22 protein-coding genes and 4 pseudogenes are annotated in these 23,603 nt (G+C 59.8%); 10 read left to right on the plus strand and 16 right to left on the minus strand.

All coding sequences use genetic code 11. The features are described from left to right. Positions 1 to 83: 83 nt before the first annotated feature. The 3 genes from BLT75_RS12315 to BLT75_RS12325 all read right to left on the minus strand — a co-directional run bounded on the left by BLT75_RS12315 (position 84) and on the right by BLT75_RS12325 (position 2,759). On the minus strand, positions 84 to 1,643 hold the full coding sequence (locus tag BLT75_RS12315; protein ID WP_093031830.1) for a trimethylamine methyltransferase family protein: 1,560 nt from the start codon (positions 1,641 to 1,643) through the stop codon (positions 84 to 86). A gap of 118 nt (positions 1,644 to 1,761) precedes the next feature. After that, positions 1,762 to 2,451 (minus strand): HAD family hydrolase, encoded by a 690-nt coding sequence (locus BLT75_RS12320; RefSeq protein WP_093031833.1) that lies wholly within the window; start codon positions 2,449 to 2,451, stop codon positions 1,762 to 1,764. Positions 2,452 to 2,474: 23 nt separating this feature from the next. After that, positions 2,475 to 2,759, minus strand: coding sequence for a DUF3572 domain-containing protein (locus tag BLT75_RS12325; protein ID WP_093031836.1), 285 nt, complete (start codon positions 2,757 to 2,759; stop codon positions 2,475 to 2,477). Between the two features lie 92 nt (positions 2,760 to 2,851). Here BLT75_RS12325 and BLT75_RS12330 point away from each other — a divergent pair, with 92 nt between their 5' ends. Beyond that, positions 2,852 to 4,243 carry a diguanylate cyclase gene (locus tag BLT75_RS12330; RefSeq protein ID WP_093031839.1) on the plus strand — a complete coding sequence of 464 codons (1,392 nt, stop codon included), beginning with the start codon at positions 2,852 to 2,854 and terminating at the stop codon, positions 4,241 to 4,243. Positions 4,244 to 4,253: 10 nt separating this feature from the next. Here the strand turns inward: BLT75_RS12330 and BLT75_RS12335 are convergent, their stop codons facing one another. Together BLT75_RS12335 and BLT75_RS12340 are read right to left on the minus strand one after the other, a co-directional pair. After that, complete coding sequence (locus tag BLT75_RS12335) at positions 4,254 to 4,688, minus strand: periplasmic heavy metal sensor (protein ID WP_093031842.1); 435 nt, start codon at positions 4,686 to 4,688, stop codon at positions 4,254 to 4,256. A gap of 33 nt (positions 4,689 to 4,721) precedes the next feature. Further along, positions 4,722 to 4,919, minus strand: coding sequence for a hypothetical protein (locus tag BLT75_RS12340; protein ID WP_093031845.1), 198 nt, complete (start codon positions 4,917 to 4,919; stop codon positions 4,722 to 4,724). Positions 4,920 to 5,021: 102 nt separating this feature from the next. On the opposite strand from BLT75_RS12340, the gene BLT75_RS12345 reads away from it, so the two are divergent. Continuing rightward, positions 5,022 to 6,608 carry a GMC family oxidoreductase gene (locus BLT75_RS12345; protein WP_093031848.1) on the plus strand — a complete coding sequence of 529 codons (1,587 nt, stop codon included), beginning with the start codon at positions 5,022 to 5,024 and terminating at the stop codon, positions 6,606 to 6,608. Between the two features lie 44 nt (positions 6,609 to 6,652). Here BLT75_RS12345 and BLT75_RS12350 read toward each other — a convergent pair whose 3' ends face one another. Next, positions 6,653 to 8,041: an amidase family protein gene (locus BLT75_RS12350; protein WP_093031851.1), complete on the minus strand. Its 1,389-nt coding sequence runs from the start codon at positions 8,039 to 8,041 to the stop codon at positions 6,653 to 6,655. A 232-nt stretch (positions 8,042 to 8,273) separates the two neighbouring features. Between BLT75_RS12350 and BLT75_RS12355 the strand changes: the two genes are divergently transcribed. Together BLT75_RS12355 and BLT75_RS12360 are read left to right on the plus strand one after the other, a co-directional pair. Then, positions 8,274 to 9,920 carry a tetratricopeptide repeat protein gene (locus BLT75_RS12355; protein ID WP_093031854.1) on the plus strand — a complete coding sequence of 549 codons (1,647 nt, stop codon included), beginning with the start codon at positions 8,274 to 8,276 and terminating at the stop codon, positions 9,918 to 9,920. A gap of 284 nt (positions 9,921 to 10,204) precedes the next feature. After that, positions 10,205 to 10,744: a hypothetical protein gene (locus tag BLT75_RS12360; protein ID WP_093031857.1), complete on the plus strand. Its 540-nt coding sequence runs from the start codon at positions 10,205 to 10,207 to the stop codon at positions 10,742 to 10,744. A 409-nt stretch (positions 10,745 to 11,153) separates the two neighbouring features. Here the strand turns inward: BLT75_RS12360 and BLT75_RS12365 are convergent, their stop codons facing one another. The 3 genes and pseudogenes from BLT75_RS12365 to BLT75_RS25280 form a co-directional block, all read right to left on the minus strand. Beyond that, positions 11,154 to 11,555 carry a nuclear transport factor 2 family protein gene (locus tag BLT75_RS12365; protein ID WP_093031860.1) on the minus strand — a complete coding sequence of 134 codons (402 nt, stop codon included), beginning with the start codon at positions 11,553 to 11,555 and terminating at the stop codon, positions 11,154 to 11,156. Between the two features lie 174 nt (positions 11,556 to 11,729). Then, on the minus strand, positions 11,730 to 11,888 hold the full coding sequence (locus BLT75_RS25275; RefSeq protein WP_218128909.1) for a hypothetical protein: 159 nt from the start codon (positions 11,886 to 11,888) through the stop codon (positions 11,730 to 11,732). After that, a pseudogene (locus BLT75_RS25280) lies at positions 11,874 to 12,083 on the minus strand (DDE-type integrase/transposase/recombinase); the annotation flags it as partial. The pseudogene BLT75_RS25280 and the gene BLT75_RS25275, both read right to left, overlap by 15 nt. A 206-nt stretch (positions 12,084 to 12,289) precedes the next feature. On the opposite strand from BLT75_RS25280, the gene BLT75_RS12375 reads away from it, so the two are divergent. Next, the gene (locus BLT75_RS12375) at positions 12,290 to 14,044 is read left to right on the plus strand and encodes an adenylate/guanylate cyclase domain-containing protein (RefSeq protein WP_093031862.1); all 1,755 of its coding nucleotides are present in this window, start codon (positions 12,290 to 12,292) and stop codon (positions 14,042 to 14,044) included. 127 nt (positions 14,045 to 14,171) lie between these two features. Here BLT75_RS12375 and BLT75_RS24370 read toward each other — a convergent pair whose 3' ends face one another. After that, entirely contained in the window at positions 14,172 to 14,399 is a 228-nt protein-coding gene (locus BLT75_RS24370) for a hypothetical protein (protein ID WP_093031865.1), read from the minus strand. Between BLT75_RS24370 and BLT75_RS12385 the strand changes: the two are divergent. The 3 genes and pseudogenes from BLT75_RS12385 to BLT75_RS12400 form a co-directional block, all read left to right on the plus strand. Beyond that, positions 14,326 to 14,747: pseudogene (locus tag BLT75_RS12385) on the plus strand (IS6 family transposase); the annotation flags it as partial. The gene BLT75_RS24370 and the pseudogene BLT75_RS12385 sit on opposite strands and share 74 nt — an antisense overlap. Positions 14,748 to 15,119: 372 nt before the next feature. Continuing rightward, the gene (locus BLT75_RS12395; RefSeq protein WP_093031871.1) at positions 15,120 to 16,829 is read left to right on the plus strand and encodes a tetratricopeptide repeat protein; all 1,710 of its coding nucleotides are present in this window, start codon (positions 15,120 to 15,122) and stop codon (positions 16,827 to 16,829) included. Between the two features lie 183 nt (positions 16,830 to 17,012). Beyond that, positions 17,013 to 17,575, plus strand: a pseudogene (locus tag BLT75_RS12400) (IS6 family transposase). A 94-nt stretch (positions 17,576 to 17,669) separates the two neighbouring features. Here the strand turns inward: BLT75_RS12400 and BLT75_RS12405 are convergent. The 5 genes from BLT75_RS12405 to BLT75_RS12425 form a co-directional block, all read right to left on the minus strand. Next, complete coding sequence (locus BLT75_RS12405) at positions 17,670 to 18,644, minus strand: Bug family tripartite tricarboxylate transporter substrate binding protein (RefSeq protein WP_093031874.1); 975 nt, start codon at positions 18,642 to 18,644, stop codon at positions 17,670 to 17,672. After that, positions 18,641 to 20,170: a tripartite tricarboxylate transporter permease gene (locus tag BLT75_RS12410; protein ID WP_093031877.1), complete on the minus strand. Its 1,530-nt coding sequence runs from the start codon at positions 20,168 to 20,170 to the stop codon at positions 18,641 to 18,643. The genes BLT75_RS12405 and BLT75_RS12410 overlap by 4 nt, the downstream gene beginning before the upstream one ends. Positions 20,171 to 20,172: 2 nt before the next feature. Then, positions 20,173 to 20,670 carry a tripartite tricarboxylate transporter TctB family protein gene (locus BLT75_RS12415; protein ID WP_176827986.1) on the minus strand — a complete coding sequence of 166 codons (498 nt, stop codon included), beginning with the start codon at positions 20,668 to 20,670 and terminating at the stop codon, positions 20,173 to 20,175. Further along, entirely contained in the window at positions 20,660 to 21,226 is a 567-nt protein-coding gene (gene uraD, locus BLT75_RS12420; RefSeq protein WP_093031881.1) for a 2-oxo-4-hydroxy-4-carboxy-5-ureidoimidazoline decarboxylase, read from the minus strand. The genes BLT75_RS12415 and uraD overlap by 11 nt, the downstream gene beginning before the upstream one ends. 131 nt (positions 21,227 to 21,357) lie before the next feature. Continuing rightward, complete coding sequence (locus BLT75_RS12425) at positions 21,358 to 22,293, minus strand: LysR family transcriptional regulator (protein WP_093031883.1); 936 nt, start codon at positions 22,291 to 22,293, stop codon at positions 21,358 to 21,360. Positions 22,294 to 22,540: 247 nt separating this feature from the next. On the opposite strand from BLT75_RS12425, the gene BLT75_RS12430 reads away from it, so the two are divergent. Continuing rightward, on the plus strand, positions 22,541 to 22,864 hold the full coding sequence (locus tag BLT75_RS12430; RefSeq protein ID WP_245706515.1) for a hydroxyisourate hydrolase: 324 nt from the start codon (positions 22,541 to 22,543) through the stop codon (positions 22,862 to 22,864). Here the strand turns inward: BLT75_RS12430 and BLT75_RS24375 are convergent. Then, entirely contained in the window at positions 22,807 to 23,022 is a 216-nt protein-coding gene (locus tag BLT75_RS24375) for a hypothetical protein (RefSeq protein ID WP_176827984.1), read from the minus strand. The genes BLT75_RS12430 and BLT75_RS24375 overlap by 58 nt on opposite strands. Between BLT75_RS24375 and BLT75_RS12435 the strand changes: the two are divergent. Then, positions 22,994 to 23,574 (plus strand): annotated as a pseudogene (locus BLT75_RS12435) (IS6 family transposase). The gene BLT75_RS24375 and the pseudogene BLT75_RS12435 overlap by 29 nt on opposite strands. Positions 23,575 to 23,603: the final 29 nt, after the last annotated feature.

The raw sequence follows: 23,603 nt of genomic DNA on the forward strand, positions 1-23,603 counted from the left end.
TCCCGGGTTTCTCGATCCCGAACGAGATTAGCCGCCCTGCACGCTGGATGCCACGGGTTCCGTGGTGATGCGCTTCCCTTGGATCAGAAATCGGTCGGCGCACCGCCCTCGGCCTTGCGCCGTTCCACGAAGGCCGCCAGTTCCTCGCGAATTCCCTCATCCATGGGCGGGGCCTCGAAGCTGGCGACAATCTCCTTGAACATGTGATGCGCGCGTTCAGGGGTCCAGATGCCGCCAGCGGCTTCCCATCCCTCGTAATTCTTCCAGTCGCTCAGGAACGGTTGGTAGAACGCGGTGGAGTAGCGGTCCTGGGTATGCTTGATGCCAAAGAAATGCCCGTCGTTGCCCACCGAGCGAATTGCGTCCAGCGCGATGTCGTCGGCGGTTGTCGCATAGGTTGCCGGCTCCATATACCTCTGGATCTGCTGAAGAATTTCGCAATCCATGATGAATTTCTCGGGGCTGGCGATCAGCCCGCCCTCCAGCCAGCCGGCCGCGTGATAGACCATGTTGGTGCCTGACTGCACGGCCGCCCAAAGCGAATTCGACGTCTCCCACATCGCCTGACCGTCCGGCACGTTTGCGGCGCAAACGCCCGAGGAGCGCAACGGCAATCCGTAGAACCGCGCCATCTGTCCGGTCATCTGGGTCGAACGCATGTATTCCGGCGTGCCAAACGCCGGCGCGCCCGACTTCATGTCCACGTTGGAGGTGAAGGTGCCGATGACACAAGGGATGCCCGGCCGCACATACTGGAACAGCGCAATGGCGCACAATGCCTCGGCCAGCGATTGGGCGACGGCGCCCGCCATGGTCACCGGCGCCATTGCCCCGGCCAGCGTGAAGGGGGTGACCACGATCGCCTGACCCCGCCGCGCCAGGCGGAGGCACCCGTCGATCATCGGCTGGTCGTGCTTCAGGGGCGACGTCGAGTTGATGTTGGTGTACATCCGCGGTGTCGCCTCGAACTCCTCGTCGCTGAGCCCCCCGGCGATCCGGACCATTTCCATCACGTCTTCGACACGTTCCTTGCCCAGGCTGTAGGCATGCATCACCTTGTCCGAGATCGTGAGCTTGTCGTAGAGCACGTCGAGATGGCGGACCGAGGCATGGATGTCCACCGGCTCGACCGGGTAGCCGCCGGCGAAATGGATGCAATTGAAATACTGGGTGAGCTTCAGCAGGTTCTGGCACTGTTCACGGGTGCCGGGCACCTTCCGTCCGATTTCCATGTCCCAGTAGTTCGGCGGCGAGGACACGTTGCCGAAAAGCAGTACATTGCCACCAATTTTGAGGGTACGATCCGGATTGCGGGGTGTGATCGTGAATTCGCGCGGCGCCTTGGCCACCATTTCCATGACCCAGTCGCGGCCCATGCGCACCACGTCGCCATCGACCTTGCAGCCCGCTTGCCGGAACAGGGCCAGCGCCTCTTCGTTGTAAAAGGCGATACCGATCTCTTCGAGAATGCGCATTGCGCCTTCGTGGATCGCTTCGACTCCCTCCTGGTCAAGCGGTTCGGTGGGTTTGTCGACATTGATGGGCAACCGCCATGGCATTTGCTCGATGACGGCCTTTCCCCTGCGTGCGGCGGCTCCGGCGCGGCCGCCGCCACGACGTTTGCGGGTGTCAGTGTCAGCCATGGAACTCTCCTGTTCTCTATGCAGCAAAGTTCTCATGTCTCAGGCGTTTGGCCGCCTCATCTACGACATTAAATGTCGTATTTCCCTCATCCCACGCGGTATCGGGTAAATTTTGCGTTCAGGCGGCAAGCCAATGCCGCAGATGGCCGATGTCAGGCAGCACCACATCGGCGAACGGTGCCAGTTCTTCATGCGCCGCAAGCCCGGTCAGGACCGCAACCGTCGTCATTCCCGCGGCCCGGCCGGCCATCATGTCATGGGTACTGTCGCCCACCATTGCCACACGATCCGGGGCGACCCCGACACGGGAGGCAAAGGCCAGCAACTGGCCTGGACCGGGCTTCGCACCATGACCGCTATCGAAACCCGCAATGAAATCGAACTTGTCATGAACGCCGACCGATCCCAGATGCGCCCGCGCTGGCGCTTCTCCATCGTTGGTGGCGACGCCGAGTTTCAGACCGCGGGCGCGCATGTCGTCGAGGAATTCCGCCAGAGGCACCGCCTGCACCTGTGGTGCCCTGGCGCTCTCCTCGTTTATCATGGCGACGAGTTCGACAAGGTTCAGGCCTGCCAGTTCGGGCAAAAGGACTTCGGCGATCTCGCCGGGGGTTCCGGCTATCACGATGCTGTCACGCGCATAGCGGGCGGTCTCGTAATCGAACCCGATCATCGCCCCCAGACGGGCGGCCCGGATGGCATCGCCATTCCCGACGCGCGCAAGGAACGACCGACCGAAAGTCCCCCAGGTCGCGGTGAAATCGAACAGGGTTCCGTCCTTGTCGAACAACAGCGCGTCAATCGGCATGGGTCTTGCTCCGGTTTCAGGCGTCAGGTCCAGTGCACATCGCCACCGCCCAGAGCGGCCCGCGCCTGCATGGGATAATCATACGGGAGGCTTTCTGCATCGCAAAACGCGACAACCCAGGCGTCGTCCATTGTCAGGAAATCCAGGACCGATGCCAGAAAGGCCGGATCAGATGCACGACTGCGCAAGTCCCCGAGATCCGCCCCGGTGGAGCCCATGAACACCGGCAACAATTCCTCGTTGCCCACAAGCCAGCCCAGGGCCTTGAGCGCCAATGTTTCGGCATAATCGGCGGAAATCAGCTTCATTGTCTGCAGAAGAGGGACTCGGAAAGGCTTTGTTAACCTGTCTCATAAACACTTTGTCGATAATTGGAAGCAATAGTCGAAGGACTGGCGCGATGCAGGGAACGATACTTTTCCTCGATGGCGTTTCCACCAACCGGATCATGTTGAAGGTGCAACTGGCCGCAGCCTGGTATCATGTGATCCAGAGCGACCGTATCGAAGGCGTTGTCGCCCTGGTCGGCCGGGTCAGGCCCGATCTTATCCTCTGTGCGATGACTCTGCCCGACGGCAGCGCAACCGACGTGAAACGAGTGCTGGCCAAAGTTCCGGGCAGCGCCGACATCCCCATGATTGCGATTGCGGCGCATGCGGGTCAGCCTGCCCGGCTCAAGGCGCTGGCTGCCGGGATCGACGATGTGATGACCCAGCCCTATGACGACATGTTGCTGCTGGCGCGGATCCGCAGCCTGATCCGTGCGCGGTCCCGCGCGGACGAATTGCGCCAGCAAGGCAACCTGCAAGGCGCAGGCCTGGAAGAGGTGATGTCCGACTATCTTCTGCCGCCGCGACGGAGCACGGTCGCCCTGATCGCCCAGACGCCCGGCACCGGTGCGATCTGGCGTGCCAGGCTGAAGGGGCAGGTCCCGCATGACATCAGCCTTTTCCGTATCGAAGATGTGCAGACCCTGCTCAGCGTCAGTGCTCCGGACGTTATCCTGATCGAGTTGAGCGACGGAGCGACTTGCCTGCGTCTGCTTGCAGATCTGCGGGCGCGCAGCAACACCCGAAATGCCGCAATCATCGCCATTCCCAGTCAAAACAAGGCCCATCTCGCCTCGGACGCTCTCGACAGGGGCGCGGACGACGTCATGTCCGAGGGCTTCGAAGCAAACGAACTCGCTTTGCGACTGGAAGCCCTGTTGCGGCGCAAGTCGCGCACGGACATGTACCTGGCCAATCTGCGCGCACGGTTGGACGCCTCCTTGACCGACCCCATGACAGGGCTGTTCAACCGCCGTCACGCCATGCCCGAGTTGCACCGGATCGTTCGCGATACATTCGAAAACGACCAGGAGTTTTCCCTGCTGCTGCTGGATATCGATCATTTCAAGTCGATCAACGATCGGTTCGGCCATCCTGCCGGCGATGCGGTTCTGATCGAAACCGCGGAGCGGTTGAAAAGGCAACTACGCCCGACCGACCTGCTCGCGAGAATCGGCGGCGAGGAATTCATGGTCGTTCGACCAGGCGTGTCCGGGCAGGACGCGATGCGGATGGCCGGACGGTTGTGCGCCTGTATGAACAGTTCGCCATTTGCATTGCCGGCCGGAGGCCAACCCGTTCAGGTCACCGTCAGTATCGGACTTGCAGTCCTTTCGGCGGCTGGCCAGCCAGCGGTCGATCCCGTCCAGATTGCCTCGCAGATCTTCGCGCAGGCCGACCGGGCGCTCTACATGGCCAAAGAGGCCGGTCGAAACCGGATCTCCACGGCATGTGCAGCCTGACGTTCAACGCTCAATCGTGCGATGAACGGCGCCCCCTCTCCGCGGCGAACCGTTGCACCCGGTCTGCATATGCGTTCCGCGCAGCGTCATCCATGGTGGCGAGGCGCGAGAGATAGGCCCGCCGCATGGCTTCTTGCCTGTCCACACGCGCCTTTTCATGCCGCAGCAGCAGGGCTTCGAAAGCCGCAGGATCGAATGGCCGTGCTCTCAGTGCTTCCGTTACCGCAGCAAGTTCCGCAACGCGCCGCGGATCAGCCCTTTCGCGTCGTTCGCGCAAGGTATGACGCAGGGCGCCACGATCCGTTTCTGGCAAGGCCCGGTAGAGGGCCATGGCCAGCGATGGCGGCCTGTGGTCGCTCAAGCCACCATGCCGCCAGAAAACGCCCGCCGCCAACCCGACCGCCAGAAGGTTCAGGGTCAGAGACAGGGCCAGAACAATGCGCATCAGCCGCCCCGAATTATGTGGCTTCCCCGCCCTTCACCCTTCCTCGTGCATCACGCCGGCCAGACCGTAGTAGCCCAGCACATCCGCTTCACGCGCCGTCTGGAACACCAGCAAAGCTGGATCGGGCAGGAAATCTGGCGGCGACACTCCGGTCCACACCCCGGTGGCACAGGCCACGGCCATCCCCGCAAACCGGGCCAGCTGCCGATCATGGCAATAAACCGATGCCATGGTCCCGGACCTTTCACCGCCGGCCGACAGGGCTCAGCGCTGCGCCTCGTCTGCAAATTGTCAGCATCTGTGCTATTATTGCCTTAAAAATTGGAGGGTCAGATGCGGGAAGGAGAAGCATTCGACTACATCGTCGTGGGCGCGGGCACGGCAGGCTGCGTTCTGGCGGCGCGGCTTTCAGAGGACGCTGCTTGCCGCGTCTTGCTTCTGGAAGCTGGAGGCGAGGTCAACGATCCACTGATAGCCGCGCCAGGCGCCGCGAAGGAGTTCTGGGACAGCGAGATCGACTGGGCATTCAGGTCTGAACCCCAGCGGCATTTGAACCGACGGCGTATACTCCTGAACCGGGGCAAGTGCATTGGCGGGTCCGGTACGCTCAATTGGTGCGCCTATGTGCGTGGCAATCGGGGCGATTACGATCATTGGGCGCAGCTTGGGTGCAGCGGTTGGGGATATGACGACGTGTTGCCCTATTTCAGAAAATCCGAATGCAATGCGGAGCACGACGATGACTGGCATGGAACGGACGGGCCGTTGCACGTCGCTGCCTTCAACGGACGCCACCCTCTGCACGAGTTGTACTTCGAGGCGCTGGATGATCTGGGGGTAAGTCCGAACGCCGACTTCAACGGAGCGGTTCAGGAGGGCTACGGCTATCATCAGGGCACGCTTCGCGGCGGTCGGCGGTTCAGCACGGCGGATGGGTTCCTTGCGTCGGCACTGTCCCGGCCCAACCTCACCGTTGAAAGCTGGGCGCATGTCACCGGGCTTGTCATCGAAGGCGGACAGGCAACCGGAGTGGACTACGTCAAAGGTCGGGAGGCGCGCCATGTCCGCGCCACGTCAGAAGTATTGTTGGCCGCGGGCGCGATCGGTTCGCCCCATATCCTGCTTTTGTCCGGGGTCGGCCCCGCCGACGAGATCGCCGCGCATGGCCTGTCGCCGATCCACGATCTGCCCGGCGTGGGGCGGTCTCTTCGCGACCATCTCGCGCGGCCTGCGCTGGACATTGCCGTCAAAGACCCCGAAGCTTTGGGCCTGGGTGCGGCCTTGCCAGACAGGAAAACGGCCGAGGCCTTGTTCGCGATGTATGCGAGCGGCCCATTGGCGACCATGCAAATCGAGGCCGGCGCCTTCGTTCGGTTGCGCGAGTCCGACGCATTTCCGAACGCACAGCTTTTCTGCGGTGTCAGCAATGCCGAACGCTTTCGAGGTCTGACGCCCGGCTTGTCCGTCTGGGGATATGTCTGCCGCCCGGAAAGCACCGGTACCGTCAGGCTAGCCACTGGCAGCCCGTTCGACCGCCCGCGCATAGATCCCAACTATTTCGACGTCATCGACGACGTGAACCGAAGCGTCGAGATCGTGGAATTCTGCCAGGAGATCGCCCATCACCGCGCCTTTTCAGGCGTCCGGGCCGAAGTTCGGGGTGCCTTCGAGACACGGGACTCCATCATCGCCGAAGCGCGTGAGGTCGCCAGCACCTGCTGGCATTACACCAGCACATGCCGCATGGGGATCGATGCCGATGCTGTCGTTGGACCGGACCTGAGGGTAAGGGGTATCGACAACTTGCGTGTATGTGACGCTTCGATCATGCCGACAATGGTCAGCGGCAACACGAACGCGGCCACGATCATGATCGCTGAAAAGGCGGCCGATCTGGTTCTTGGCCACGACATGCCGTGAACCGCAGCTTGCGCAGCAAGGCGGCTGACCGCCCTGAACCGGGTTCACTCAAATGACTGGCTCCAGGCCCGCGCGATGGCCAGCAGGGGTCTGTCGCCGGATGGCACACCGTCGAATTCGAGCCCCAAAGGCAGACCCGTCGACGTCCTGGCAAAAGGCACCGAGAGGCCCGGTGCCCCCAGAAACGTCGCAGGCAGCGCGTTTCGGAACGTGTGCCAGATGGAAACGGGCTGCCCGTTCAAGGTCGTCGTGACGTTGTCGCCCAGCTTGGTTGGCCCTGTCGGCGTTGTCGGGAAAACGATTGCCGACAGATCGTGATCGCTCAGGTAGGCAAGGTATTTGGCTCGATGCCGCGGCAAGACCTCGGTCAGGGTCGCCTGATATGCATCGAACAGGCCGGAGGCGTCGGCATCCGCCAGCGCATCGGCAAACTCGTCGCGGACATAGTCACCTGCAATCCCTACCAGGACATCGTCGAGGCTGATAGCCTGTCCGCAAGCGTCGAGATAATCAGACAGGCTGCGCGGCAATTCCCAGGCGCGAACGGGGCCTGCGGCTTCGTCAACCAAGGCGCCAAAGTCGGGCGGCGGCGCCTCAGCAAGGACCACGCCACATGCCGCCAGCCTTTGGAGTTCCCTGTCGAAGGCCGTGGCAAGCTCGGCCTCGAGGTCACTCAGGAAATAGTCGCCGGGGATACCCAGTCTCAGGCCCGCCAGATCGACCTCGGGAACGTGCCAGTCGCCGGTCAGAACACTGTCCATCAGGGCAAGGTCGCTTGCCGTACGGGCAAAGTATCCGGGCGCATCGCGTGTCGGAAACAACGGCATGATGCCGCCGCAGCTGTACCTCCCGTGCGAAGGCCTGAACCCGAAGACCCCGCAATGGGCCGCCGGAATGCGAATGGACCCGGCCGTATCGGTGCCAAGCGCGGCCGGGACCACCTGCGCTGCGACCGCCGCGGCGGACCCGCTGCTGCTGCCGCCTGCCGAGTAGGCCGGATCATGCGGGTTTGGAACAGCGCCGATATGCTCGTTGCTGCTTGTAATACCGAAGGCCAGTTCATGCAGGTTGGTCTTTCCCATCAGCAAGGCCCCGGCATCGAAAACCTTTTGGGCAAAAGGCGCGGTCGTCCGCACGCGGTTGTTGCGCAAAGCGGGTGTCCCGCATGTGGTCGCCAGGCCCGCAACATCGACACAATCCTTGATCGCGATCGGGACACCGTGCAGCGGGCCATCCGGCCGTCCGGTCGCAAGCCTGTCGTCGGCCGCGCGTGCGTCGTGCTGCAGCTTGTCCGGGTCGAATTGCGTGAACAGGTTCAGATCGAGACGGCGTTCCGCTTGGTCGATCAGCGCCGAAACGTACTCTTCGGACGAAAATTCCCGGTCCCGTATCTTTTTGGCGGCTTCGCAAAGGTTCTGGTTGCATAGGTCCATGGGCCATCCACCCTGCGGATGTGATCGAACTTCACCCTACACGAAAGGAGCGGATCTGTCGAAATCTTCCAATGGAACTCCGTAGGAGGTCTCGGGATTGCGTCCCCGAACCACCGGCGACGCTGGAAAGCGCCACGATTCATGCTCGAAGCGCACTGCTGGCAATGCGCATCGGTCCTTTGGAAAAACCCAACATTGCCGTACCCTCGAAAAATCGGATGGGGGACGCGTCATGGGCTATTATGATCTGGGAACGTACACGTGGAAAATCAGCACAACGTCGCAAGACGCACAGCGCTGGTTCGATCGCGGGCTGGCTTGGACCTATGCCTACAACCACGAGGAGGCGATCGTCTGCTTTCAAAAATCTGTCACTGCCGACCCGGACTGCGCCATGGCACATTGGGGCATCGCATACTGCATTGGACCAAATTACAACAAACCCTGGGAGGCCTTCGAAGAGGCCGAAAAGCCAAGCTGCCTCGAGCTGGCCAGGTCATCCATTGACGCGGCGATGGTGCTGCGTGACCGCCTGACGCCGGTCGAGCGCGCCTTGCTCGATGCCATCCCGGCACGTTACCCGGCCTCGTCAGAGATCGAGGATTTCAGCCCGTGGAATGACGCCTTTGCCGATGCGATGCGAAAGGTGCATGCCGAATTTCCCGATGAACTCGACGTTTGCGCGATCCTTGCCGAAGCGATCATGAACCGGACCCCCTGGCAGCTTTGGGACCTGTCCACCGGCAAACCCGCAGACGGGGCTGACACGTTGGACGCCATCTCTGTCCTCGAAACCGCCTTCGCCACATTGCCCGGCGCATGGGAACACGCCGGCCTGTTGCACATGTATATCCACCTGATGGAAATGTCGCCGCATCCCGAACGGGCGCTGCGCCATGGCGACGTACTCAGCACCTTGGTGCCCGATGCCGGGCACCTGCTGCACATGCCCACCCATATCGACGTGCTGTGCGGCGATTACATGAACGTGGTGTCGCGCAACGAGGCGGCCATCGTCGCAGACCGCAAATTCCTGTCGCGTGAAGGGTCCGACAATTTCTACTCGGTCTATCGCTGCCACAACTACCACTTCAAGATTTACGGCGCGATGTTCCTTGGCCAGCCGAGCGTGGCCCTGCAAGCGGCTGACGAGTTGATCGCCACCTTGCCAGCGGACACGCTGCGCCCGATGGCCGACTGGTTCGAAGGCTTCATCCCGATGAAGCAGCATGTGCTGATCCGGTTCGGACGCTGGCAGGGCATTCTCGATCAGGATTTGCCAACGGACGCAGAGCTGTACAGCGTCACCACCGCGATGATGCGCTATGCGCGGGCGGTGGCCTTGGCCAACCTGCAAAGGATCGCGGAGGCCGAAGCCGAGATGGCGCTGTTTTACGAGGCCCTGTCTCGGGTTCCCGACAGCCGGATGCTTTTCAACAACACCTGCCGCGACATCCTCAAGGTCGCCGAGCAGATGATGCTGGGCGAGCTGGCCTATCACAAGGGCGCGCACGAAGCGGCTTTCGACCATCTGCGCAAATCGGTCGAGATCGACGATTCCCTCCCCTACGACGAACCGTGGGGCTGGATGCAGCCCACCCGCCACGCGCTTGGGGCCCTGCTGCTTGAACAAGGCCAGCTGGACGAGGCCGAGGCGGTTTACCGCGCTGATCTTGGTCTGGACAGCACGCTCAGCCGGGCTTGTCAGCATCCAGGCAATGTCTGGAGCCTGCACGGCCTGCACGAATGCCTCGTCCGGCGCGGTGAAAAGATCGAAGCGGCCCATATCAAGCTGCAGCTCGACAAAGCCATTGCCCGCGCCGAGGTGACGATCGAGGCCTCCTGCTATTGCCGACAGAAAGTTCTGGCCGCGGAGTAGAAGGCCAAGAGAATTTCCCGACTTAGGTGTTTGATCCCACGGTTTGATGGTGCGATCCATTCACTGGAATGGAAGGAAGCCTTATGGGACAGATACGTCACGGCAGCGAATTCACACTTTGAGCCCGAAGCGAACAGGGTCGGATGAAGCGCGCTGGCCTTGCAGCAGCGCGGACCTTTGTTTTGCCAGAAGCAGCACAGAGGCGTATGATGAACGGACTACCGCCGTCGGGCGGTTGGCGTCCGGATGGCGATAGCGTGCCCCCAGAAGAGGAAAGCGCTGCCATGGAAAACCTGAAAATTGCTGTTAGTGCCGGAGTAGGCATCCTGCTGGCTACCTCGGCCATGAGCCAGACTGCCGATGTCACTGTCGACAGTCTGATGGAGCGACTCGATGGCGTTGCGCCGGCGGCCGTGCTCGAGAACTCCACGTTGCTGAACATCACCGAGGAGGGTGAAATCGAGGTGCTCCGGGAAGGCACCAACGGATGGACATGCATGTACCCCGGAACCGATCCGATGTGCGCAGACAAAGCGTCAATGAGTTTCCTGCAGGCCTGGATGGCCAAAGAGACTCCTCCGGACACCCTCGGCTTCGTCTACATGCTGCTGGGCGACGAGGGGGCGAGCAACACGGATCCCTATGCGGAAGGAGAGACAGCCGACAACCAGTGGGTGGTCGCGGGCCCGCACGTGATGATCGTTGGCTCGGCTGCCGGGCCGCTGCTCGATACCTATCCGAGCGAGGTTCCGGAAGGCGAAGGTCAGCCGTGGGTCATGTGGCCGGGAACGCCCTATGCCCATCTGATGATCCCGATGGAGTAAGACCCGCAGGCCCTCCGCGTGTTCGAGGCTGGATGCCCGCCAGCGGATCGTGCTGCGGCACTTGGTGCGCCCGGTGAGCCGCATTAGGAACTTGTGGCTGCCGGACCCACTGCCTGACCCGTGGCAGGGCCCTTGGTGCACAGCATGGCCTTGCCCGACGGTCACGCATGGCTGGCGCGCTTCGGTCAAAGAGCAGCTTCGTCCCACTGCCCGGTCATAGACTTTCCCGGAATGTTGCGCGGCGCATTAACGGCCGGTCTCGTGAAGCCGCGTTGCGGCGTTGACCACGGGCGCAGAGGTCCAGATTGCGCCGTTAGCGTCAGCGAGGTGGGCGCACCGACCGCAACGCCGCCGCAGGGCCGCTTGGAGCCCGAAGCGACGTGGCGAGCATCACTTCGGGCCGCCAAGGCTAGGCGTATGTCAGGTCTTGGACCGGCGTGGCCTGAAAAGCTTCCCTCAGCCATCGACCGTTGCCCCGACGCCAAACTTGCGTGAACGCGATGGATAGATCGCGGCTGTCCTCGGCGTTCAAAATCCCCCCTCCAGAAATGTCGTTGAATCCTGTAACAACGGCCATGTCATCAAAGAGGCGGATCTCGACGTCGCAAAAGGTAATCTGCGTCCTGCGACCCGTTCTCTTTGCCGCGTAGGAAAGCCAGCCATCGCGACTCAGATGCGCTCCCGTTGCGTCGTTGTGGGTATAAGTTGAGGAAAGGAGTTCGGTCAGCACCTCGATGTCTCCTCGCGCCCATGCTTCTGCGAACCTTTGAAGCGCAGCATGGAGCGGGTCGGCATGCGCGTCGTTTGCCATGTGATACTCCAGAAGAGAATGATTGCATCGTGAGCATAACGAGGTGGCACTTCCCCTGTTTGCCGCGGCACGACTTCAATGTCGATTTACGGCAGCGGCCGTTTGGTCCCGAACTGCCGACGTTCACCTGCGCGGTATTCTGTGCAATGCACGCATGGCCGGGTCGGTGAAGCTTCAGTGCCGCATATGGGTCAGCGCCGGATGGCGGCTTAGGACCATAAGCGACGTCAGGAGCCGATCGGCGCAGGATTTCGTGCCGCGCTGCCGCAGGTCCGTTTCGAGCCGAAAGCGGACATTCATCCGATCGACGGGTGCCGTCCTGAAGCGCAGCATTGCCCGTTCTCGTCGTCGAAATGGCAGGTGCGAGTTCTCGGCCCTGTTGTTCAACCAGCGACCCGTTTCCTGGCGATGGCTCGCACCGAGGTCTTTCAATGCAGAACCGTAGGGCCTGAGCCGATCGGTCACGGTCATTCCAGGGCAGCCATGCTTACGCGTTGCTTTCCTTGGAAATTTCAGCGCAGCCTCTCTTCCAGAGCAAAGTTCAAGACGAACCGCGCCGCCGCTCGCTGCCAAGGGGCGCGGTCTTTGCGCGGCATAAGGGACAGCCATGCCGCCCTTGCGTAGACTGGTTCGTATTGGTCTGGCAGCACCCGCCGATCAGCATCATTGACCTCTGAGTGGCCCCATCGCAATCCCCATGGATTTGCCTGCGGCCCGCGGCTAAGATCGCGCCCATGAGCAGCGGTTCCGAACGACGTCTTGCCGCAATCGTGGCGGCCGATGTGGTGGGCTTTTCCCGCATGATGGTGCAGGATGAGGCCAGCACCATTGGCGCCATGCGCGCTGTCGAACGCGACATTCTGGAACCTGTTGTTGCTGCGCGGGGCGGGCGCATCGTCAAGACGATGGGCGACGGTTTCCTGATAGAGTTTGCGTCAGCCGTGGCTGCCGTTGAGGCTGCCGCTATCGTGCAGGGGAGGTTGGCCAGCGCAGCCAGTGACGGCCCGCGGGTCGAGATGCGGATCGGCATCCATGTCGGCGATATCGTCTTCGACGCCGATGACATTTTCGGCGAGGGTGTGAATATCGCAGCTCGGATCGAGCCACTGGCGCGGCCCGGCGGGGTGAGTATCTCCGACGACACCTATCGGCAGGTGCGCGGCCGGGGCGCGCTGCAATGGCAGGATGGCGGCACGCACGAGGTCAAGAACATCGCACAGCCGATCCGGATCTGGCATTTGCAGGCGCCCGGCGCCGAGCACGCCCCGGAGCAGGTCGCGGACATTCCGCTGCCGCTGCCAGATAAACCCTCGATTGCCGTGCTGCCGTTCGACAACATGTCGGGCGATCCCGAGCAGGAACATTTCGCCGACGGGATGACTGAGGACCTGATCACAGACCTGTCGAAGATTTCGGGCCTGTTCGTCGTTGCCCGTAACTCCACCTTCGTGTTCAAGCGCAAGTCAGTGGACATTCCCTCGGTGGCGCGCAAGCTGGGCGTGCGGCATGTTCTAGAAGGGTCGATTAGGAAGCGCGGCGACAAGGTGCGCATCAACGTGCAGCTTATCGACGGGCAAACCGGCGGGCATCTCTGGGCGGAACGGTTCGACGGCCCGCTGGCGGAGGTGTTCGAATTGCAGGACGATGTCTGCGCGATGGTCGTCGAGGCGCTGAAGGTGCGGCTTTCGGGGGACGAGGCTTTCCGGGTGGCAGAAATCCATACCCGGAATATCGAAGCATACGAGGTCTTTGTTCAGGCCAAGGCCACGCCCTATCCACCTATTCCCGAACGGATCAACGCCGCTCGGCAGTTGTTCGAAAAGGTTGTCGAACTGGATCCGGACTTTGCCGGAGGCCATGCGGGAATCGCCTGGATGATCGGGTTCGCCGCATTGACAGGGCATGGCGATGCGCGGGCGATGGGCGAACGCGCCGAGGAACTGGCCCGCCGGGCCATCGAGGTGGACGAAAATTTTGGCCTGAGCCACATGGTGCTGGGCCTCGCACGGCTGGTGCAACGCGACTATGAAGGCGCGCTGGCCGCGACGGATCGCGCGCTGGCGCTTTTGCCCAACGATGCCGATGCGCATCTATTCTCTGGGATAGCGAATGCGTTCACGGGGCACGTGGATGCCGGGCTGGTATCGGTTGCGCAGGCGTTCCGGCTGAACGCGCATTTCATCAATGCGCCATATCTCAACATCTCCGCGTTTTTCCAGTTCATCAAAGGTGACTACGCCGGTGCCGTGGCGACACACGAAAGGAACATCGCCCGGGGCGGTCCAGTGGGCCCGCCAGCGCTGGCCTGGTCGGCCTCAGCTTATCAGTTACTCGACGATGCCGGTGGTCAAAAGCGCATGCTGGACATGCTTGCCGAGCGATGGCCGGCGTTCCGACTTGAGGGCTGGAACCTGATCGGGCTGATGAAGAATCCGGCCGAGCGCGATCGACTTCTGGGCCTCATGATCGAGGCAGGCGTGCCAGTCTGAGCCGCCTCGGTCGCGCGGTGCGCGCAGCCTGTTTCCGACATTGATGATCCGGCCGCGGTTGCCGATCTCGATCGAGCCATGGCGCTGGCGGAACATCTCGGGCGGCGCTGGACGCGAGCTGGCCATGCTAAGATTTCGCCGCGTGGGAAGTTTGCAGAAATTCGGATGCGTCCACGCCTCTGTCTCGAACCATTTCAACCATGACCGCAGCCTCGCAAGCAGACGGTGCTGTCAAAGCAAACTGGCCTGAGGCGGGCAGGGCGGTTTTGTAGCCTCCGGCCATGCCCAAACGATCGCCATTTCGCTGTTTCAAGACCAGCCCCGAGATCATCCGCTGGGCGGTGACGCTGTACATCAGGGTTCCACTTTCGCTGCGGAACGTGGAAGATCTTCTGCATGAAAACGGCGGATTGAAGGGATGAAATCCAGCCGCTGGCGGTGGCATCTGGACGAGATGTTTGTGAAGATCAATGGCGAAAGACACTACCTGTGGCGCGCTGTGGACCACGAAGGAGAAGTCCTGGAGAGCTACGTCACAAAGACGCGGGACAAGAAATCCGCGCTGAAATTTCCAAGGAAAGCAACGCGTAAGCATGGCTGCCCTGAAATGATCGTGACCGATCGGCTCAGGTCCTACGGTGCTGCATTGAAAGACCTCGGTGCCAGCCATCGCCAGGAAACGGGGCGCTGGTTGAACAATCGGACCCCGCGGCCTTCGGCGGCGCCGTCTTCAGGCGCGGCGACAACACATAAGAGATCGCCGTCAGCACAGGGCTGGCGACAATCTGGACGACAAAGTTCCAGACCATGGGGCGGACTCTCACAGTTTCGCGGATGAAACGAGGGTGGTGTGTTGGCGTGGCGCGACAGATTGGTCTTCGGGCAAAGCCAACGTATCTTGGAGGAGCCGACGTAGGCGAGGAAGTCGGTTCTCACAGACTACCAGACAAAGCTGCATTTGGAATGGGCTCGCCTTTGGCAGGTTTTTCATGCAAAATAACCCTGCGGATACGCAGTTATTCTGTTTTCAGACTTGGCGTCGAGTGCGTCTCTTCATGCAGAGGATATCCGACACATGCATCGAAAACTTGCCACCATATTGGTGGGCGACATTGTTGGCTCAACCTTGCAAATGGAGCGCGACGAAGAAGGTTCGGTGCGTCGGTTTCAAAATTGTCTGGGAGCAGTGGCGCGAACCGTGAACGAGCATGATGGACGCGTCTTCAGCCGCGCGGGAGACGCAGTGCTCGCCGAGTTTTCCAGTCCTGTGAATGCGCTTCGGGCGGCAATGGAGGCCCGCGGAGCTCTGGCGAGGGTCGACGCCAGTTCGCCGAAAGACATGCGGTTCGGCCTTCACATTGCCGACGTAATGGACGTCGAAGGTGACTTGCGGGGAGACGGCGTGAACATCGCCGCCCGCATACAATCTGAGGCGGATCCAGGTGCAATCGATACCAGCAGATTGCTGGTTGATCAGGTTCGTCGCAACTCGCCTTGTATTTTCGATGATCTGGGCGAAAGAACCTTCAAGGGGATCAGCGAACCAATCCGGATCTTTCGCGTACGCGACGAAATTGCCAGCCAGCGATGGCAGCCCGGCAGGGAAAGCACCGCTAAGACACCCGACAAGCGCCCCCACTCGATCGCCGTTGCTCCTTTGGTCGCCGCCGGGTCCGCTGACGAAACCCAGAAGGCACTGGCCGGAGGAATGACCGACGACCTGATTCTCGAGTTGAGCCGGGTCGCACGTCTCTTTGTCGTCTCCTCGAGTGCCAGTGCCGCGGTTGCCGGGATGGAGCCCAAGGCAATCGGAGACAGGCTGGGCGTTCGCTATGTTCTAAGCGGTTCAATGCGCTTGTTGGGCGACCGGATTCGCCTCAACCTTTCTCTGACGGAAACCGATGCTGGTCAGGTCGTCTGGTCCGATCGAATCCAGCGGCCCTTCGACGAGTTTCTCGATCTTATGGACGCGATCACCGCTCAGGTGAGCGCCACTGTGACGGGGCGGATGCTGGTCGCCGACACGGAGGTCGCGCGCCGCAAGCCGACTGGGTCGCTGACGGCATATGAATATTACCTGCGAGGCCTGGATTCATATCGCCGCGGTGGTGTGACCGACGACAACATCCGCGAGTCGATGGAATGGTTCGACAAGGCCGTCGAAGCCGACCCCAACTTTGCGCGCGCTCGCGCCATGTGGGTGTGTTCGGCCTCGTGGCTTGAAGATTATGATTGGGACGACGGCCGCAAGCGCTTACGATCGGCGTTGGAAATAGACCCCGATGACCCCGAGGCGAACCGCGTGTTGGGTTCGATCCTGATTTGGGAGCGCCGGTTCGACGAGGCGCGTGCATTTCACGAAAGAGCCATGCGCAACGCGCCGAACGACGCCTACATCCTGGGCAAATCTGCACGATACTACGTCTGCGTCGGAGAAATCGAGAAGGCCCTGGAGCTTCTGGACAAGGCGGAAGCCCTCGACCCGTTCGTCCCGGTTTGGCTGACGGAACAGCGGGCCGCAGCGTACTACCTGCTGGGCCGCTACGCCGATGCGATCGCTCTTATTAAAGGTCTGCCCTACCAGACCCGCGACTGTCGGATGTACCGCGCCGCCTGCCATGTCGCTTTGGGAGATACCGAAACGGCACGGGAGATTGTCCAAATCGCCACCGGAATGACGCCCGACCTTACCCAATCCTATATGCGCAAAAGAGAGGTGTTCCAGGATAGCAGGGTTCAGGACGAGTTGATTGAGCGGCTGGCCGAGGCAGGACTTCCGGAGTGACGAAGTATCTGCAGGCCTGCCCCAATCGCGCCGAGTGGTTCTGTCAAAGGAAACCAGCTTGAGGGTGCCGTCAAGGCAAACTGGCTTGAGGCGGGCAGGGCGGTTTTGTAGCGTCCGGCCATGCCCAAACGATCGCCATTTCGCTGTTTCAAGACCAGCCCATAGATCATCCGCCTGGCGGTGATGCTGTACATCAGGGTTCCACTTTTGCTGCGGAACGTGGAAGATCTTCTGCATGAAAACGGCGGATTGAAGGGATGAAATGCAGCCGCTGGCAGTGGCATCTGGACGAGATGTTCGTGAAGATCAACGGCGAAAGACACCACCTTTGGCGCGCTGTGGACCACGAAGGAGAAGTCCTGGAGAGCTTGGTCACGAAGAAGCGGGACAAGAAGGCCGCACTGAAATTTTTAAGGAAAACAATGCGTAAGCATGACTACCCCGAAATGATCGTGACCGATCGGCTTAGGTCCTACGGTGCCGCATTGAAAGACCTCGGTGCCAACCATCGCCAGGAAACGGGTCGCTGGCTGAACAACCGGGCCGCGACCTCGCATCTGCCATTCCGAGGACGAGAACGGGTGAAATTGCGCTTCAGGCGGATGCGAAGTTTGCAGAAATTCGCCGTCATCCATGCCTCGGTCTGCAACCATTTCAACTCGGAGCGCAGCCTCACGTCTCGAACGATTTTCAAGCTGAACCGCGCCGCCGCTCTTTCCGAGTGGCGCGGTCTCTGCACGGCGTAAAGGACAGCTATCCTGCCCTTGCATAGACTGTTTCGGATTCGTCTGGCAGCACCTGGGCCGCCGCTTTGCGCAGCGGCGGCCCGGATTACAAGCGTTACTCTTTGATCCCGGCTGTCTCGATCAAGGGCGCCCAGACCTCGATCGAATTGGCGACGAAGTTCGTGTAGTCTTCGCTCGACATGGCGGTGTGCGTAATCCCGAGTTCCTTCAGGCGCTGTTGCACATCTGTGCTTGCGAACACTGCCAGGACGGTTTCATGGATCTTTTCTGCGGTCATGGGGTCGATCCCGGCAGGACCCGACAAACCAACCCAGTTTTCGATCACGATATCGTAGCCCTGCTCCCTGAAGGTGGGAACATCCGGAACCTCTTTGTTGCGTTCGGGTGAAGCAATGGCGATCGCAACCGCTTCCTTGTCTTCGATCATCTCGCTGTTCTGAACAACCATGTCGTAGAAGCTGTCCAGAACACCCGCTCGAAAGTCTTGAATGGCTGGCGAACTGCCTTGATAGGGCACGTGAATGGACTCTACACCCAGCGCCTGATCGACTGCCACGCCGAGGATGTGCGAAATCGATCCGACACCGCTTGAACCGTAGGTCATTGGCCTTTCTTTCACGAACGCGATGTATTCATCCAGAGATGTAATCCCGGATGAGGGTTGCACGAACAACCCCGGAGCAGAAGCGCCAATATAGGCGAGGTGCGTGAACCCTTCGAGTGGTTCGTACGGTATGGATTTGAACCGGGTTGGAGCGATCGTGAACGGTGCATTGTTCGACAGGATCAGTGTGGTGCCGTCAGGTGCCTGTTGCGCAACATAATCCGCCGCAACAGTTCCTGCAGCACCGGGGCGGTTGTCGACCACGGCTTTTTGACCGAAATCAGTATCAAGATGTTGTGCCAGAAGGCGCGCAACGAGATCACTTGTTCCGCCTGGTGGGAAGGTAACAACGATCCGAACCGGCTCATCGCTCCAGGCACCAGGCTCTGCCAGGGCCGTGGTCCCTGAGAGCAGAATTACGGCCGCAGTACTCGCGCCCAGTATGGTCAGACGATTAATATTCATGATTGAGTTTCTCCCTGATTGGTTTTTATGACCGCCCGGCGGCGGCGGCGGTTCTGCTCCGTCTTGAACAGAGCAAATACGAGGATCGCGACTGTTATTGCGATCAAGGTGGCGCTGATGGGTCTTTGCAGAAAAACCATCGGGTCACCTCGAGAAAGAAGCATGGAACGACGTAGCTGTTCCTCCATGAGCGGACCAAGCACAAAACCCAGCAGCAGGGGGGCGGGCTCGAACCGGAACAGGCGCATCACGTAGCCAACTGCGCCGATAACAAGGGTCAACCAAACGTCAAAAACGTTGTTGTTCAGGCTGTAGACCCCCATGCATATCAGCACGATTATCGTCGGGTACATGTATTTGTAGGGTATCTTGAGCAACCTCACCCAAATGCCGATCAGCGGCACGTTTAGGATCAGCAGCATGATGTTGCCCACGAGGAAACTGGCGACCAGTCCCCAGAACATGTCGGGCTGTTCGGTCAGAAGCCGGGGTCCGGGCGTAATGCCGTAGATCATCAATGCGCCGATGACGATCGCCATGGGCGGACTGCCGGGAACGCCAAGGGTCAGCGTCGGAATGAACGCGGTTTGTGTTGCGGAATTGTTCGCAGCCTCGGGAACCGCCACACCCGGGACGACACCTGTACCGAATTCCTTCCGACGCCGGTTTACTCGCTTTTCCACGGCATAAGCCAGGGCAGCGGCAATAGTTTGGCCTGTTCCGGGAAGGGCACCGATAAAGGAGCCGATCGCCCCGCCGCGCAGGATCGGAGCGGGCAACGATTTCCATTCGTCTTTTGACGGATAGAAATCATTGTAGTCGACGGTCTGGGTGGCTTTGCCGCTTGTTGCCGTTCGGATCGAGGCGATGACCTCGGTGACACCGAATAGCCCCATCGCGACGATGACAATGTGAACCCCGTCTCTCAGTTCCGGAATGCCCATTGTAAAACGAAGGTCTCCGGTGGTCAGATCAATGCCGATTGTGCCAAGCATGAGCCCGGTGACAACCATCGCGATACCTTTCAAAGCGCCGCCGTTGCTGACCGCCGACGCCGCGATCAAGCCAAGCAGAAGCACCGAGAAATAGTCTGCCGGTCCAAAACTGAGGGCAAGTTTGGCCAGGGACGGGGACAGGACCGCAATTACGATCATGCCAATGATCCCGCCCCCGAAAGAAGCGGTTGCTGTCGAAAACAACGCGACACCTGCACGCCCCTTCTTCGCAAGCGCGTGCCCTTCGATCGCGGTAATCGATGCGGCGGGTGTGCCCGGCACATTCATCAATATCGAGGCCGTTGATCCGCCGTATTCCGCTCCGTAAAAAACGCCGGCAATCATGACCAGCGCCGGTGTCGGATCGAGGTAAAAGGTCAATGGGAGGATCATTGCGATTGCGGCCATCGAGCCGATACCGGGCAGGACGCCAATGAATGTCCCCAGGAAGACACCGATAAAGCAATACATCAGGTTCTGGGGTTCCAGAACCACCAGCAAGCCCTGATAGAAGAGCGTGACGACATCCATGATCAGCTTCCCGGAAATGGTTTCAGGGGCAGATTGAGCAGCTCGATGAAGACCGCCCAGCACCCAAGCGCGACGACAGCTCCGAGAACGACTTTTCCGAGCAGCGGGAGAGTCCGGTCGGGCATGCTGGCCACGATGACTGTCAAGAAGACCGCTGGAACCAGTCCAAGCCGATCTGCCGTTACCGCAAATACGGCAAGCGCCGCACAGATGGCGAAGAGTTCGACCCAATCAGGAGTCTCGGCAATGCCATCGCCGCGCCGTTCCTCAATACAAATAACAGTCGAAAGTATCGCCAGAATGGCTCCTGTAACGAAAGGGAAGGCGCCTGTGCCCAGCCTGGTCGGCACGCCGAGACCCAATTGCCATCCGCCGACCATGAACACCACACTGAGAGCCAAAAGGACCAATCCTCCGATTTCGCCGCCCCATCCGAGAGCGCTATGCGAATTTTCAGCCTGTCCTGGCTGATTGTCGGTCCGTTCGGGTTCAGCCGCCATGCAGACCACTCCTGTTCTTCCGGTCGCTGTCGAAACTACTTCCGGTATGACATTCCTCGAATGTTTTTCGCACGCGGGCCGCGCTGACCGCAGCGACTTGTTCGATTGCTGAGCGAATCTCGGCGTCGCGCTCAGCATTTAAACGGTCCCGGAATTCGTCCAGAACACTTTCCATGTTCGGGTGCCGGACAAGCGCGGTAATGAATGGGAACCCGAATTTCTTCTGATATTCTGAATTCATCGATGCAAGCGTCTCGCGGTATTCGCTTTGCAAGCATGTCAAATCCATGCGGCCCTGTTCGTTCTGCGACTCTGCAGTCATGGAAAGAGGATTTTCTGGGGCCAACTCAGGATGCTCGCGGAATAGCGCAATACTCTCCGCCTCATTCAGGTTGCTGAGTTCATCCTGGATGGCGCTGGAGAGAGCTTCCAGGTTGGCAAAAGGACGACGTGCAGCAACGCGCCTTGCAATGTCTGGCGCTCGTTCAATCAATGGAGAAACGTAGCCGAAAGCCGTCTGGTCATCAGCGCGATTCAGGTCGTCCAATGTTGCCATCTTGACAAACCTCCCGTGAGAATAGCGTAGGAAGCGGGGTCATTTCGGTCTATAGAATAATTTGTAACGAGCTATTCGAATTTTTAGAACAATACGCAACTTGCTTCTTTTCTGGCGTCAGATCGGATGGATCAAACTTTTTGACCGGCACTCACGGACAGGTTGTCGAGGCATTGCACTGCGATTTCCTGTATCTTTTCGCGTAGCTTTGATGGAGGCATTTGTGCATTTGAAATCAATGAGATGTTTTGCTTGAATACATCTTCATCGTTTATGGGGACAAAGGCCAATCGCCCGTCTTGCAACTCGGGTCCGGCATCGATTTCCGAAGTCACAGCAACGTACCGACCGGTCGCTACCAAAAGTTTCATCAGTTGGATTGAATTCACGACTACGGCTGTTCGAGCTTGCTCGAACAGCCAGCTGTGGCGTGCCTCCAGAAGCTTTCTGATCGACAAGGCTGAGCTTTGAAAAACAACCGGATAGGAAATAAATGTCGAGAAGCTGATCGATTCCTCCGCGGCCAGCGGGTGGTCCCAGGTAGCTATGCAGCCAAGCGGGAACTCCCGTCTCCAATGGAACTCAAGCGCTTCGTTTGGAGCCGCGTTGGCAACAGCAGCGAGATCGAAGTCACCGTTCAAAACCCCTTTTGTCGCATCTCCGGGGCTCATGATCTCAATGTCGATGGTCACCTTGGGGAAGGCGGACGCAGTCGCTTGTACCAAATTCAGAACAAATCCATTTACCATGCTGTCCATCGCCGCAAGTCGGAAATGACCCTGCTCTACACCTCTATTGGCTTGCACAGTTGACATCAAACGTGCGTTATCCAGGCGCCAACGCCTTGCAAGCTCGAGGATCAAGCTACCCGTTGGCGTCAAGATCAGGCCTTTGGGATCACGCTCGAAAAGGACTTCACCGAGGTCCTCTTCAATGAGCACGATCTGCCGATGGATGGCGGACGCAGAAATCCCAAGTTCACGCGACGCCGACTGGATGGATCCGTGTTGGGCAACGCACTCCATGTATTTCAGAACTCTGGGTACAAGATGCAGCGCCATCACCATGTCAACCTCATCGCCAATGGGACTGGAATAACCGTGTCGAGGCCGGTCACGTCCGAAAAAACGCTATTCTCTCGTTCTAAAATTTGCAATGGATTGAAATGTTGAATTCCCGATATTGGAATAAAGGCGAATGTTTTAGTGGCGGGTAGATACCTGTCAGACCAAAATCGAGGGGGATGTTGCTTTGGTAACGGAGACGAAAACTACCATTCGACAGGCTGGTGGCATTTCAATCCATGCGGTCGATGTGGCCGACGGGATACCTGCCGCCCGACTGAGAGTTCGCTTGTTTCATCTGGGGGCAACAAGAGATCTGATCGCGTCAGGGGTATGCGGGGCGGACGGCCTCTTGCAACACCCGGTATCTCGGGGTGATGGCGTCAGACCCGGTTGCTATGAAGTGGAATTCGACGTGAGCGCCTATTACAGAGAGCGTGGTCGTGATTTGCCTGATCCTGCTTTCCTGGAAACCGCCGTATTTCGATTTGGGATTGATCACGTGGAAGAGCACTTTCATTTGCCCTTCAAGTTTACACCCTGGGGGTTCTCTCTGTTCAGAGGGGGTGCTTGAACGAGCAACAAAACAGGTATTGTAGTTGGTGCTGTCAAAGCAAACTGGGCTGAGGCGGGCAGGGCGGTTTTGTAGCGTCCGGCCATGCCGAAACGATCGCCATTTCGCTGTTTCAAGACCAGCCCATAGATCATCCGCCTGGCGGTGATGCTGTACATCAGGGTTCCACTTTTGCTGCGGAACGTGGAAGATCTTCTGCATGAAAACGGCGGATTGAAGGGATGAAATCCAGCCGCTGACGGTGGCATCTGGACGAGATGTTTGTGAAGATCAATGGCGAAAGACACTATCTTTGGCGGGCTATAGACCACGGGGGTCAGGTCCTCGAAAGCTACGTCTCAAAGATGCGGGACAAGAAAGCCGCGCTGAAATTTCCAAGGAACGCAATGCGTAAGCATGGCTGTCCTGAAATGATCGTGACCGACCGGCTCAGGTCTTACGGTGCTGCATTGAATGACTTTGGTGCGAGCCATCGCCAGGACACCGGTCGCTGGTTGAACAATCGGGCCGCGACCTCGCACCTGCCATTCCGACGACGAGAACGGGCGATTCTGCGCTTCAGGCGGATGCGAAGTTTGCAGAAATTCGCCGTCATCCACGCCTCGGCCTGCAACCATTTCAACTCGGAGCGCAGCCTCATGTCTCGAACCATTTTCAAGCTGAACCGCGCCGCCGTTCTCTCCGAGTGGCGTGGTCTTTGCGCGGCATAAGGGACAGCCATACTGCCCTTGGAGAGACC

The organism is Ruegeria marina (genome assembly GCF_900101475.1).
Lineage (GTDB): Bacteria > Pseudomonadota > Alphaproteobacteria > Rhodobacterales > Rhodobacteraceae > Ruegeria_B > Ruegeria_B marina.